This window comes from Pandoraea anapnoica (assembly GCF_902459765.1).
Lineage (GTDB): Bacteria > Pseudomonadota > Gammaproteobacteria > Burkholderiales > Burkholderiaceae > Pandoraea > Pandoraea anapnoica.
Genome location: NZ_CABPSP010000002.1, coordinates 136,380 through 149,796, shown reverse-complemented (window position 1 = coordinate 149,796; position 13,417 = coordinate 136,380). Strand labels below are relative to the sequence as shown.

At 66.3% G+C, this 13,417-nt stretch carries 8 protein-coding genes; 4 read left to right on the top strand and 4 right to left on the bottom strand.

The window, feature by feature from the left end:
- Nucleotides 1-73: 73 nt before the first annotated feature.
- Entirely contained in the window at nt 74-1,372 is a 1,299-nt protein-coding gene (locus PAN31117_RS03830) for a TIGR03862 family flavoprotein (RefSeq protein WP_150737047.1), read from the top strand.
- 69 nt (nt 1,373-1,441) lie between these two features.
- Here the strand turns inward: PAN31117_RS03830 and PAN31117_RS03825 are convergent, their stop codons facing one another.
- From PAN31117_RS03825 to PAN31117_RS03810, 4 genes are all read right to left on the bottom strand, one after another.
- On the bottom strand, nt 1,442-2,602 hold the full coding sequence (locus tag PAN31117_RS03825; RefSeq protein WP_150737046.1) for a methyltransferase: 1,161 nt from the start codon (nt 2,600-2,602) through the stop codon (nt 1,442-1,444).
- Nucleotides 2,603-2,720: 118 nt separating this feature from the next.
- Nucleotides 2,721-4,673, bottom strand: coding sequence for an FUSC family protein (locus PAN31117_RS03820; protein ID WP_150737045.1), 1,953 nt, complete (start codon nt 4,671-4,673; stop codon nt 2,721-2,723).
- A 22-nt stretch (nt 4,674-4,695) separates the two neighbouring features.
- Nucleotides 4,696-5,346, bottom strand: a complete 651-nt coding sequence (locus PAN31117_RS03815; protein WP_150737044.1) for an HAD-IB family hydrolase — start codon at nt 5,344-5,346, stop codon at nt 4,696-4,698.
- 6 nt (nt 5,347-5,352) lie between these two features.
- The gene (locus tag PAN31117_RS03810) at nt 5,353-5,703 is read right to left on the bottom strand and encodes a hypothetical protein (RefSeq protein WP_150737043.1); all 351 of its coding nucleotides are present in this window, start codon (nt 5,701-5,703) and stop codon (nt 5,353-5,355) included.
- 287 nt (nt 5,704-5,990) lie between these two features.
- On the opposite strand from PAN31117_RS03810, the gene bcsB reads away from it, so the two are divergent.
- Genes bcsB through PAN31117_RS03795 form a run of 3 tightly spaced genes read left to right on the top strand, consistent with a single transcriptional unit; the run spans nt 5,991 to nt 13,417 of the window.
- Nucleotides 5,991-8,348 carry a cellulose biosynthesis cyclic di-GMP-binding regulatory protein BcsB gene (gene bcsB / locus PAN31117_RS03805; protein WP_174990811.1) on the top strand — a complete coding sequence of 786 codons (2,358 nt, stop codon included), beginning with the start codon at nt 5,991-5,993 and terminating at the stop codon, nt 8,346-8,348.
- On the top strand, nt 8,349-9,578 hold the full coding sequence (gene bcsZ / locus PAN31117_RS03800; protein ID WP_174990810.1) for a cellulose synthase complex periplasmic endoglucanase BcsZ: 1,230 nt from the start codon (nt 8,349-8,351) through the stop codon (nt 9,576-9,578).
- Complete coding sequence (locus tag PAN31117_RS03795) at nt 9,563-13,417, top strand: cellulose synthase subunit BcsC-related outer membrane protein (protein ID WP_150737041.1); 3,855 nt, start codon at nt 9,563-9,565, stop codon at nt 13,415-13,417. Before bcsZ ends, PAN31117_RS03795 begins: the two co-directional genes overlap by 16 nt.

Genomic DNA, 13,417 nt, shown 5'->3' with positions numbered 1-13,417 from the left:
TACGTCACCGATGTGGGACAATGTCGGCCTTGCCGCGCGGGCTTCCCGCCGCCGGTCTTCTTCATATTCCAGCATGCCCCCATTGAACGCACCCCATTCCCCGTCCGACGATCAGAACACTGCACCGACCGACGCCATCGATGTTGTCGATGTGGCGGTGATCGGCGCGGGACCGGCCGGTCTGATGGCGGCTGAAGTGCTGTCGGCGGCGGGCTGGCGCGTGGACGTGTACGACGCCATGCCCTCGGTCGGACGCAAGTTCCTGATGGCGGGCAAGGGAGGCATGAACCTCACGCATAGCGAACCCGCCGAGCCGTTCGTGGCGCGCTACGGCAAGCGCGCCGGGGCCGTCGGTCAGTGGTTGCGCCGTTTCAGCGCGGACGACGTGCGCTCGTGGTCGCACCGCTTGGGCGTCGACACGTTCGTCGGCACGTCCGGCCGTGTGTTTCCCGTCGACATGAAAGCGGCACCGTTGTTGCGCGCGTGGCTATCGCGACTGCGCGCGGCGGGCGTGCGTCTGCATGTGCGACACCGTTGGCTTGGATGGGACGAGAACGCCGCCGCAGGGCCAAACCATCTGCGCTTTTCCACACCGAACGGCGAACGTCAGGTCCGTGCGAAAGCGGTGGTGCTGACGCTTGGCGGTGCCAGTTGGCCGCAACTGGGATCGGACGCCGCGTGGGTGCCGTCATTGCGCGAGCACGGCGTGAGTGTCGCGCCGCTGATTCCGGCGAATGCGGGCTTCGAGACGGACTGGACGCCGCACATGCGCGAGCGCTTCGCGGGCCATCCCATCAAGTCGGTCACGATGACCTTGCCCGACGGCACCACGCGCCAGGGCGAATTCGTGATTTCCGAACACGGCATCGAGGGCAGTCTCGTCTATGCGATGTGCGCGCCGATTCGCGACGCTATCCGGTCGAGCGGCAGTGCGCAGGTCTATCTGGATTTGCTGCCGGACTGGAGCGCAGAGCGCGTGGCGGGCGAAGTGGGGCGTCCGCGCGGGTCACGTTCGATGGCGAGCCACTTGCAGAGTCGTCTGGGCATCGCGGGCGTGAAGGCGGCGCTGCTGCGCGAATGTTTGTCTCGCGAGACGTTCAACGATCCCACAGCGCTGGCCGCAGGGATCAAACGCTTGCCGCTGACGTTGCTCAGGGTCCGGCCAATTGCCGAAGTCATCAGCAGTGCCGGGGGCGTGTCGCTGGAATCGCTGGATGCACAACTAATGGTGAAGGCGCTGCCCGGCGTGTTCTGCGCAGGCGAGATGCTGGACTGGGAAGCGCCGACTGGCGGCTACCTGCTGACGGCTTGCTTTGCGAGCGCCTGTGTGGCGGGAGATGGTGCGGCCGCTTATCTCGACGCGCACCGCTGATCCATCGTTGCCCGACGGCGTTCGCCGTCGGGTCTTCCTGAATCAAATACGACTCAGCCGTCTCCGAGCTTAGGCGGGACGCACACCCAGACGCCACAGCGACGTGACTTCGGCACGACGGGCGGCATGCAACGGATCGTTGGCGTCGGCCGCTTTCGGATGATTGGCACGCACGTCGTGACGTGCCAGTACCACGAGCCCCGCACCGTGAATCCACGACAGCAGCGCCTCACGCGTGCGCAAGCCCAGATGCTCGGCGAGATCGGACATCACCAGCCAGCCTTCGCCGCCCGGGCTCAGATGCGCAGCGAGCCCGTTCAGGAAACCCTTGAGCATCTGGCTGTCGGGGTCGTAAATGGCGTGCTCGATGGGCGCGTTGGCCTTCGCAGGCAACCACGGCGGATTACAAACGATCAGGGGCGCCTTGCCCTCCGGGAACAGGTCGGCGTCGACGATCTTCACGGTGCGGTCGTAGCCAAGACGCGCGATGTTTTCTCGCGCACAGGCCAGTGCACGGGCGTCGCGATCGGTGCCGATGACTTGCTGAACGCCGCGACGCGCCAGCAGTGCTGCGATCACCCCCGTACCCGTACCGACGTCGAAAGCAAGCGATGTGGCGGGCAGCGGTGCCTGATCGATCAGTTGCAGATACTCGCCGCGCACGGGTGAGAACACGCCGTACCACGGGTGGATGGAAGCACCCAAGGCCGGAATCGCGACACCCTTCTTGCGCCACTCGTGCGCACCGATCAGGCCGAGAATTTCACGCAGCGAGGCGACCGAGGCGTTAGCGTCCGGAGCGCCCCACGCTTCGGTGCAGGCTTCACGTACGTCCGGGGCGCGACGCAGCGGAATGCCGTAGTCGGCGTCCAGCGGGATCAGCACCATGCCGAGAATGCGCGCGCGTTGCGCCTGTGCCATGCGGTGCTTGTGGAAGCCCTCGGCGGGACTCGGCGCGGGGGCCTCCTTGGCGGCTGGTTTGCGGCGCGGGCGATGCTGCGGACGGTCGACGCGACGCGCCATCGCCTGCATCAGCTGACGTGCGTTCTGGTAATCGCCGCGATAGAGCAGGGCGGTGCCGCCGCAGGCGAGTTGATAGGCTTCGTCGGCCGTCACGGTGTCGTCGACGACTTCGACGCGACGCGGCGGCGTGACGCCGGCTTCTGAGCGCCAGCGGGCGGTGACGGGGCGACCGTCTTCGGTCCAGTCTAGCGTCGGGGTATTGTTCATGCGGGGTCTTCTGAAAGGCGTGGCGGCGCACCGGGGGCGCGCCGTAATCCGGCATTATGCCTGCGTTGGCACGTGTCCGGGCCGAAAGCCGGTCGCGAGCGGGCCGAAAACCGGTTTTTCAGTCGGATGCGTCCGGTGCGTTGAAGAGCATGCCGATGGCCTCGCGCAACACGCGGTCGAGTATCGGGTCGACGCCGTCGATGGGCCCGTCGGGCAGCACGGGCACGGGGCCGCTGTGACGCAATGCGGCGGCCATGTGCGTGAGAATCGCCGCGCCAGGATGCGCCGGCGCGTCGTGATCGTCCCCATGCGGGACGGTGTCGGTGATCGCATTTGCCACCCGCTCCAGCGACACCAGCGCGGGCCACCAGCGCGCGGCGCGCCGACTCACCAGAGGCGGTTCGGAGAGCGCACGCTGCAAGGCGATGCGCGTGTCGTCCAGCGCCTTGTAAGCCGCGCGTCGCGCCGCAAACGCAGCGTCCGCGTCATGCGTGTCCGCCAGTGCTGCGTAACGGCCAAGCGCGTCGAGAGCGTTTGCAACCCGTTCGTCCAGTTGACGGCGCTCCCACTTCGCCCATGGCAGATAGCCGACGAGCAACACGATGGCGCAGGCCGCAACGGCGTCGATGAAACGCGCCAGCGCAATGTCCTGACTTCCCGGCTGTAACGCCCCCATCACCAGCATCAGGATCGGCAAAAGCAACGCGCTGAACAGTCCATAGTTGCGCCGCAAGGCCCACGGCAGGCAGGCCGCCAACGGCACCAGCGTGACGAGATTGAACCAGCCGTTGCGGTCGATGGCGACGACGGCGGCCGACACCGCCACGCCGACGATACTGCCCACGCCGCTTTGCAGCGCACGCGCAAACACGGAGCCGTAGTTCGGCTTGAAGATCACCACGACGATCAGCGGCACCCAGTACGAGCGCGGGAGCGCCGTCACGGCGATGAAGATCTGTGCGACTAGCACGCACAAGCCAATACGCACGAGGTAACGCCATACGTCCGGCCACGGCCACTTGGGCATCCAGCGCGGGTGCACCGCGGCGCGTGCCTGATGGCGGGCCAGCGCCACGAGCGGGGCTTCGGACGCATGTACGACACCGGTGAGCAGCGGCTCGGCGCGATGCAGGGCGGCAGCCAGCGTAGGGGCGTCGTTTTCTTTAGCGGCCGCAACGGCGGTGTCGAGCGCCACCGGCCGGTCGCGCGCAATGTTGCGTGCCACGCCGTAGAGTGCCTTGCCCAGCGGCGCGGGCACCGGCTGTCCGCTTTGCACTAGCCCGATGACCGCCGACGTGATCGGCTCGGCGGCAAGGATCTGCGCGGCGCGGCGCTCCAGCACTTCCCAGCCGCTCGACGTGCTTGCCCGTGCGGTGAGCAACGTGTCGTAGGCAGCAGCAATGGCGTTTTCGAGCGAGCGCCGGGCCAGCCTCACGCGCGGTGTACCGCTCGCATCGAGCACGTTCGCCAACTGTTGATAGATGGCGGCGACGGCATCGCGCTCGGCCGCACCGGGGTGCCGTAACCAATGGATCGCCATGAGCAGCATGCTGAAGATGCCGCCTGCGGCGAGCAGCAACGGCGCGCGCCATTCGGGCGGCGGCAACGCGAGGCCCCAGCCGACGATCAGGTAGACCGCGCCCTGCAGCGTTGCCGCAGACGTCACGTTCCCGAACGTGCCGATGAAGCTGAAGAGCAGGATGGCGATTTGCAGCAGCACGTGGGCCAGCCACGGATGGGTCTCGCCCACGGTGTGGATCAGCATCCCGGCGTGAAAGCCGAGCACGCCGGTCACGATGGTGATCAGGATGGAGCGGGCGCGCGAGCGATAAGGGCCGGTGCGGTCGCCCGTGATGGCGGGCAGTGCGCCGAGGGCGATGAGCGAGGCGTCGGCACCGTAGCCGATGGATGCGCCGATGGCCGTGGGCACGGCGACGGACAGGGCGGCGTGCACGGCGTCCCAGCGCGAGAACGCCACCGGCTCCAGACGCGCCAGACGCGACATCCATGCAACGCGCCGACCCGGTGGCGGCAATTCAGGTGTTGGAGGTGTCGGAGGCGTGGGCGTCATCGGGATGGAAGCGCTCCCGGACTCACGAGGCGCGCGTCTGCGTGTCGGCATCCGTCAGAGGCATCAGCTTGCCCTGACCCCGGATCCACGCATGGTCGGCACGCTCGGCCATCTCCTTGTCGCCACGGCTGTCGCCGTAAGCGAAGAGCACGCGCGGCGGCGCATCGCCCCACCACGCTTCGAGGCGTCTCACCTTTTCGGGGCCCCAGCAGTTCGGTTGGGCGAAGGTCCCGGTGAAGCGATCCTGCGCATCGAAGGCCAGTTCGGTACTGAGCACGACCTCGAAACCGACGCTTGCCGCCCAGGGCCGCAGGTACAAGCCCGGCGACGCGCTCACGAGCACGATACGGTGGCCCAGCGCCCGGTGCTGGCGCACACGCGCGAGCATCTCGGGACGGAGCAGGCCGGGCAACTGATGTGCGATGAAGTCTTGCGCGTCGGCTTCGAGTTGCGCGCGGGCGCGTCCCGCAAAGACTGCGCGCAGGAAAGCCGCTTTAGCCGTGCCCCGGTCGGTGAGCTTCAGGGCGGCTCCGATCAGCCAGGGGGACGCGAGCACGGCGCCAGCCACGAAGCGCGGTGTGCCGACGGTGCGGCGCACGAACACGCGCAGGCTGTCGGTGCTGGAGATAGTCCCGTCGAAATCGAACGCGGCGACGATGGAAGCGTCTCGCATGCCGGGTCAGCGCTTCCCGGCCGAATATTTCGAAGATTGAGCGAGTGGCGAGACCGACGCTGCACCTGCACGGGCGTCCGCGACGGCCACCAGATGCGGCCAGCGCTCACTGGCCTGCTCGCTTGCAGCGATCGCCTGCTCGTCGCGGTAGTGAGGCAGCACGTCGGTGCCGACGACTTCGCGCAGGCGGTCGATATCCGACGGATAACGTCGCCCGATCATCGCATCGGCTGCGTGCTCGGCCGCGTGCTCATCCACAGGATCGACAGCAGGGTCGGCAACAGACCCTGCCGCATGTTCGACCATGCGCGCGTCGGACGCACCGGTAGCGGAGGAGGAGAGTTCGGTCTGGCTCATGCCGGGCATTCTATACGGTGCGTCGCACACCGGGCAATTCCCATGCCGACCGGCCGACCGATGTACCCGCCACACGACACTCGGAGGCAAACGTCTGCTTGCTCACCCGCACCGAGGCAAGCTAGCATGGCGCAACGTGCCATTTCCAAACACATGAACTGCGCTGTCCCGCCGGGCCTTGGCAAATCTTCGGATTGCCTGACAACGTGATGTGACGTCGGGTCAATGGGGCGTCGTTCGTGTGGATGTGGCGAACATGCAGCGCAAGAACAGACGAGGCATCACACATGCAGCTTCGAGCGTCTTGGTCGCGTTATACGAAGGTCTCAGCCATCTGTCTGCTGGTCGCCGCAGCGATGGACCCGGCGGGTGTCATGCTGGCGGGAGCAGCGCCCACCGGAGGCCGAACAGGAAAAGCCCCGGCGTCGGCCGGTACTAACGCAACACCGGAGGTCGCCTCTGGCGCGAGCGCGGCAGCAGATGCGTCCGGCGCAACGGCGGCGGTCATCGCGCCTGTGCCCGGCACGAGTCAGCGCACCGTCACGTTCGCCCAACTGGGGCAGACTAACGGGCTGCGTCTGCGCGGCACCGAAGGGGCGGGCGACGTCAACTTCGGGATCCGACTCGATCAGTCGGTCGCATCGGCGTTGCTCCGGTTGCGGTACACCTATTCCCCGGCACTGATTCCCGATCTCTCACAGCTCAAGGTCTATCTGAACGATGAGCTGATCGCGACGTTGCCGTTCAACAAGCAGGACGGCGGCAAGAATCTCGTGCGCGACATTCCGCTCGACGCGCGCATGCTCTCGGGCTTCAATCGTGTACGCCTCGTACTCATCGGGCATTACACGATGGAGTGCGAAGATCCGATGCATTCGAGTCTGTGGGCCGATATCAGCCCGCAGAGCGAGATCGTCACAAGCACGCAGCCGCTCGCGCTGCGCAACGATCTCTCGACGCTGCCCGCCCCGTTCTTCGACCGTCACGACAACCGCGATCAGGCCGTGCCGTTCGTGTTCGGTGCGCCGCCGTCGCTGGCGGTGGTCCACGCCGCCGGCGTGGTGGCGACGTGGGCCGGTGCGATTGGCGACTACCGTCGCACGCGCTTCCCGGTCAGCGTGAACGCGTTTCCGTCCAAGCATGGCATTGCATTCGTGACGAACGACACGATGCTGCCCGGTCTCGATCTGCCAAAGGTCGACGCGCCGACGTTGCGCATGGTCTCGAATCCTAGCGACACGTCGCTCAAACTGCTGGTAATTCAGGGGCGCGACGCGAAGGATCTGGAGACGGCGGCGCTTGCGCTGGTCTCGGGCCGGGCGGCGCTCTCGGGCGACGCGACCCGCATTGCAGAACTTCAGCAGTTGCCGCCGCGTCCGGCTTACGACGCGCCGCGCTGGGTGCGCACCGACCGTCCGGTGAAGCTGGGCGAACTGGTCGACAACCCGAGCGACTTGCAGGCGAACGGCTACATGCCGTGGCCGATCCGTATCCAGCTCAATCTCCCGGCTGACTTGCTGACGTGGCAAAACACCGGCGTGCCGATGGATCTGAAGTATCGCTACACGCCGCCGGTCAAGCCGGACGACTCGTCGATGAGCGTGTCGATCAACGACCAGTTCGTGCGCGCGTATCGTCTGCGCTCGGCGGGTGCGAGCAGCGACAAGAGCCATATGCTCGTCGAATTGCTGTCGGATGGCACGACGGCCGACCGCAAGGAAGTGCGCATTCCGGCGTTCCAGGTCGCTTCGCGCAACTCGCTGTCGTTCCAGTTCGCGATGGAGCCGCACAAGGATGGCATGTGCAGCCAGACCATCACCAACGCGGCACGCTCGGCCATCGACGCCGATTCGACCATCGACTTCAGCGGATTGCCGCATTACGCCGAGTTGCCGAATCTGAGCTTTTTCGCGGGCAGCGGCTTCCCGTTCACCAAATACGCCGACCTTGCGCAGACGGCTGTCGTCATGTCGAAGACGCCGGACAAGGCGGAGCTTGAAACGGTGTTTTCGGCGCTCGGTCAGTTCGGCCGCTCCACCGGCGTGTATGCCGATCGCTTCGAAGTGCTCGACACCACGCAGACGGACCGCTTCAAAGATCGCGACCTGCTGGTCGTCGGCGGGAAAGATGCCGCCGATCTGCTGACCAAGTGGGGCAAGAATCTGCCGCTCGTGATCGACCAGACGCGTCGCGTCATGCAAGCGGAGCCCCAGGGCTATCGTGGCGATGGCGCGACCGGCTCGGCGCTCGCGGCCAGCCGTATCGGCCCGCAACGTATGGACGCGGTCTCACAAGGTCCGCTCGCAGCGCTGGTCGGCTTCGAATCGCCGGTGAGCAGTTCGCGCTCGGTGGTCGCGATCAACGCGTCGAGCGACGACGGACTGCTGAGCGTGGTCGACGCGATCGACACGCAGGGCAATGCGATCCACGGCGATCTGGCGGTCGTCAACGGTGCCAGTACGGCGTCGTACCGATTGGGGAAGACGTACTTCGTGGGCGACGTGAGCTGGTGGACGCGCATTCGTTACCACCTCTCGAGTCACCCGATTCTGGTCGGTCTCGTCGCGTTGCTGGCGGCGTTCGCGATAGCGCTCAAGTGTTTCGGCTGGTTGCAGCGTCGCGCCGCACGTCGACTGGAGAAGTAAATGACACGCACCGATGCTGACAGGCGGCGCCGTCGGGCCGTGCTGCGGGCGCTGGCCGTCTGTAGCGCAGGACCGGCGCTCGCCGGTCTGACGCCCGCCGCGCAGGCTGCGGCCGCGAAGCCGTCGGGGGCGTCTGCGCCTGCCGCCGGTGGCAAAGCGTGCCCGCCGGTCGACTGGCCGTCGTGGACGCGCTTTAAGTCGAGCTTTCTGAGCGACGACGGCCGCGTGGTCGATCACAGCATGGCCGACCAGCGCACCGTTTCCGAGGGGCAAGCGTACGCACTGACGTTCGCCGTCATCGCCAACGACCGGGCCACCTTCGACAAGGTGCTCGACTGGACGGTCGACAATCTCGCGCAGGGTGACCTCACCGCACATCTGCCCGCCTGGCTGTGGGGCAAGAAGGACGACGGTCAGTGGGGCGTGCTCGACAGCAATCCCGCCAGCGACGCCGATATGTGGATCGCCTATGCGCTGGGCGAGGCGGGACGACTCTGGAGCGTGCGTCGCTACACGGCGCTCGGCGCGCTTGTCGCCCGTCGCATCGCGTCGGAAGAAACCGACTTCATCCCCGGACTCGGGCGCACGCTACTGCCCGCGCCTGTCGGCTTCCATCCCGCAAAGGATATCTGGCGTCTTAATCCCAGCTATGTGCCGATGCAAGTAGTGCGGCGTCTGGCGGGGCTCTTTCCCGAGAGCGGCTGGGGGCAATTGATTGCGTCCTCCCTCAAGCAGATTACATTGACTGCACCGCCGCTGGGCTTCGCACCCGAGTGGGCGATATACCGCGCGGGACGAGGTTTCGACATCGATCCCGAGACGCAGGGCGAGGGGAGCTACAACGCCATTCGTGTCTACCTATGGGCGGGCATGCTGGCCTCGGGCAGCGACGATTTTCGGGCACTGATGCACACGTTCCCCGGCATGCTCAAGTATGTGGCTGCGCACGGCGCGCCGCCCGAGCGGGTGAACACGCGCGACGGCACGGCGAAGCAGGACGGCGGTTCGGGCTTCTCGGCGGCGCTCGTGCCGCTGCTGCAAGCTGTCGGCGACACCGCGCTTGCACGCGCGCAGGCTGATCGGGCTCGCTCACTGGATGCCCAGTCGCCCCCCGGCTACTACAGTTCCGTGCTCTCGCTGTTCGGCCTGGGATGGCAAGAAGCGCGTTTCCGTTTTGCGGCTGACGGCACGTTGCAGGTGCCCTGGGAGGCGGTTTGCGCGACACGCTGATCTGCTCTGCTTGCATGACGTGCCTGCTGATGGCCGCAGGCGGTGGACATGTGCGTGCTGCGCCCGCGCCTGCGAACAATACGGCCACGCCCGCCGTCACCGCGAACCGTGACGTCAGCAACCTGCTCTCGAGCGCGACCCTGTGGCATTCGCGTCATCGCAACGACCTTGCGCGCGCCGCACTGGAAAAGGCGTTGCTCGTGCAGCCAGAACAGCCGGAAGTCCTGTCGTTGCTCGGACAGATCGACATCGAAGAGAACAAACCCGCGGAGGCAAACAAGGCATTGCAGACGCTGCGTGCCCGCTATCCGAACGCCCCGGCGACGAAGGCGCTGGCCGACGTGATTCGCATCAACACCGTCGACAAATCGCGCATCGCTCGTGCCCGGCTGCTGCAACGTAGTGGTCAGGCCGATGCCGCGTTCGCCGAATACAAGGCGCTGTTTCCCGACGGTCCGCCGACTGGCGATCTAGGTGTCGAGTACTACCGCGCGCAGGCCAACGCCACGAACGGCTGGCCTGCGGCGCAGCAGGGGCTGGCGAACTTGTCGAAGGCGTCGCCCGAGGATTCGCGTGCGTCGCAGTCGCTGGCCGAGCTGATGATCGACCGGCCGTCGAGCCGTCTCGCGGGCACGCGGATGGTCGCAGATCTCGCTGCGCGCCCGAATGCCGACCTGAACGCCTTGCTGCCGCTCTGGCAAAAGGGGCTTTCCAAAGCCGACGGCAATCTTGCATGGTTGCCACTCTATCAACGCTACCTCGCACTCGCGCCGAACGACGCCGACATCCGCGCGGCCTACGACAAGCTGAACGCCCAGCAGGCCGCACGCACGCGCATGCTCAACGACCCTGCATACAAGTCGCGTCAGGCGGGCATCAAGGCGCTTGATCAGGGGCGTCTTAACGACGCTGAGAAGTCGCTCGATGCCGCGCGCGTCAAGCGACCCAACGATGGGGAACTGCTCGGCTCGCTGGGTCTGGTGAAGATGCGTCAGGGCGATCACAAGGGTGCGCAGGAACTGTTCGCGCAGGCCGTGCGAAAGGACCCCGATAACGCGGGCAAGTGGCGCAGCCTGTTGAAGACGTCGCAGTTCTGGGGCGCGATGTCGCAGGCGCGCGACGCCCGCGATGCCGGACGTCTGGACGAAGCGGACCGCCTTGTGCGCGGCGCGCTCGCCAGCGACCCAAACAACCCCGACGGGCTGGCGCTGCTTGGCGACATCGCGCTCGACGACAAGCGCGACAAGGACGCCGAGCGCCTCTTCCAGCAGGCGCTGAAGGTCGAGCCGGACAACGACACGGCGTTGCGCGGCATGATCACGCTGTACTCGCGTCAGCAACGCCGCACGGAACTGGCGAACCTGCTGGGCGATCTGCGACGCCGGTTTCCGCGGGACTTGGCGCGCTTCGACAAGGCCGAAGCGGCGGCGCTGTCCGACGACGCCGATCGCGCCATCGCCGAAGGGCACAACGGTCCCGCACTCGCCGCGCTTGAGCGTGCCGTCGTGCTCGATCCGGGCAACGCGTGGACGCGCTATTCGCTCGCCAGCCTCTATCGCAAGCTCCGTCTGCCGCAGATCGGGCGCGAAGTCATGGCCGAAGGCATGCGTCAGCCGATGGAGCCCGACGACCGCGCGCAGATGCTCTACGCGCAGGCCATCTATCTCAATGTGATCGACGACGAAGCCGGTGCCCGCGAATCGCTCGCGCAGATTCCGGCGGCGAACGTCACGCCGTCGATCAAGCGCATGCAGACGACGCTGGCGATTCGCGATACGGCGCGTCTGGCGCGCGAGGCGCATGCGGCGGGTAACGACGACGAGAGCGAGCGCCGCTATGGCGAAGCCCTCACGATGGCGGGCGACGATCCCGAGCTGATCGGCGAGGTCGCACGGGCACGCGTATCGGCGGGGCAGCCCGATCAGGGGCTTGCGCTCATGCGCGACTGGCTCGCGGCGCACGCCGACAAGCCCCAGCCCGACGCACAACTGCGCTACGCCGAGTTGCTCAGCACCGCCGAGCGCGATGAGGAACTGGGCACCTTCCTCGCGAGCATGGACCCGTCCACGCTCGGTGCCGACCAGCGCGACGAATGGCAGGATCTTCAGGATCGGCTGGCACTCCGTCAGGCGGACCGTGCCCGCGCGTTGGGCGACTTCGACACGGCGCAGCGAAAGCTCGAACCGCTGCTCTCGCGTCAACCGCCTGACAAACGCGCGTTGTCGACCCTGGGCGACATTTATTTCGACGAACGCCGTTTCGACGACGCCCGCAAGATTGCGGAAGACCAGATCCGACAGGATCCAACGAATCAGGATGCGCGTCTGTCGCTCGTGCGCGTGCTCTACGAACAGCAGGACGACGAGGCCGCCAACCGCGAACTCGATCGTGCGCTCGCTGAAGCTTCGCCTGACGACGTCTGGACGCAACTCGCCGCCGTGCGGCGTCTGACTGCCATGGAGCGCTACGACGAAGCCATCGCGCTCAACGACCGGCTGCGCACACAGTTCCCCGACACCTCGGCTGTTACCGTTCAGCGCGGACGCATCGCGCAGTCGCAACGTCACTACAACGAAGCTAAGGGATGGTACGACCAGGCGCGCAAGGAGGAGATCGTGCAGGGCGCGCTGCCGGGTTACGACGGCATGACGTCGGCCGAGTCCGCCATCGATTCGCTGGAGTCGCGCCGCAATACCTACGTCGCGGCCGGGTACGAAATCGATCAGAAGAAGGGCGACGGCGGCATCTCGATGTTCAACGCCCGCGCCGTCCCGCTCTACGGTCAATACGCCGTGGGCTACGACGGCCATGTCTTCGCGCAGACGGATTACGTCAGCGCCGATTCGGGAGACTTGCCGCTCAATGGCACCTCGGAATTCGGCACGCTGCCGTTCCTGAACGTGCCGTCGTTTCGAGCGGCGAATCCCGGTGTGCAGAGCGACTACGGCACGAAGCGTCAGAAGGCGCACGGACAGGCGCTCATGCTCGGCTATGAGAACGACTGGATTCGCGCCGACATCGGCCACACGCCGGTCGGCTTCCCGATTTCCTACGTAACGGGCGGCGTGCGACTGTTCGGTAATCTCGGGCGTTACAACTATTGGGTCGACGCGTCACGTCGGCCGATGACCGGCAGCATGGTGTCCTACGCCGGGGCGTATCTGCCGCTGCCCGAAGTGTTCGGCGACGGCAAGTGGGGCGGTGTGCGTCGCGATGCGATCACGTTCCACGCGTCGCGCGACTTCCTGAAGTGGGGCATCTTCGGCGAGGCGAGCGTGGCGCGTCTCACGGGCGAGAACGTGCTGAACAACTCGGAAGTGTCGGCCCGCGCGGGTGTCGACCTGCCACTGATCTACAAGCGCGATATGCGCCTGAATACTGGCCTCACGCTGTTTTTCGACAGCTTCGCGCAGAACGAACGCTATTACACGTACGGTCACGGCGGGTACTACAGCCCGCAAACCTATGTGTCGCTCACGCTGCCGCTCGAATGGTATGGCCGCACGCAACGCTGGTCGTATTACCTGCGTGGTTCGGTGTCGTTCTCGCAGAGTCAGGAAAAAGCCATGCCGTACTTCCCGACGAACGGCGCGTTGCAGGCCGCGAGCGGCGATCTGACCTACGGTTCCGGCGGCGGCTTCGGTGTGGGCTTCTCCTTGACGGGACGCGCCGAGTACTGGGTCAATCGCCATTGGGTGATCGGCGGACAGGTGCAGTTCGAGCGTTCCGACTACTACGCGCCGAATCGTTTCCTTGTCTACATGCGCTATCACTTCGACGCCCGCCGTGGCGATGTGCCGATGCCGCCGTCGCCGGTCCGCCCGATCTGGAGTTACTGA

Coding starts and splice junctions, on each gene's coding strand:
- PAN31117_RS03830 (WP_150737047.1), top strand. CDS start 74: ATGCCCCCATTGAACGCACCCCATTCCCCGTCCGACGATCAGAACACT.
- PAN31117_RS03825 (WP_150737046.1), bottom strand. CDS start 2,602: ATGAACAATACCCCGACGCTAGACTGGACCGAAGACGGTCGCCCCGTC.
- PAN31117_RS03820 (WP_150737045.1), bottom strand. CDS start 4,673: ATGACGCCCACGCCTCCGACACCTCCAACACCTGAATTGCCGCCACCG.
- PAN31117_RS03815 (WP_150737044.1), bottom strand. CDS start 5,346: ATGCGAGACGCTTCCATCGTCGCCGCGTTCGATTTCGACGGGACTATC.
- PAN31117_RS03810 (WP_150737043.1), bottom strand. CDS start 5,703: ATGAGCCAGACCGAACTCTCCTCCTCCGCTACCGGTGCGTCCGACGCG.
- bcsB (WP_174990811.1), top strand. CDS start 5,991: ATGCAGCTTCGAGCGTCTTGGTCGCGTTATACGAAGGTCTCAGCCATC.
- bcsZ (WP_174990810.1), top strand. CDS start 8,349: ATGACACGCACCGATGCTGACAGGCGGCGCCGTCGGGCCGTGCTGCGG.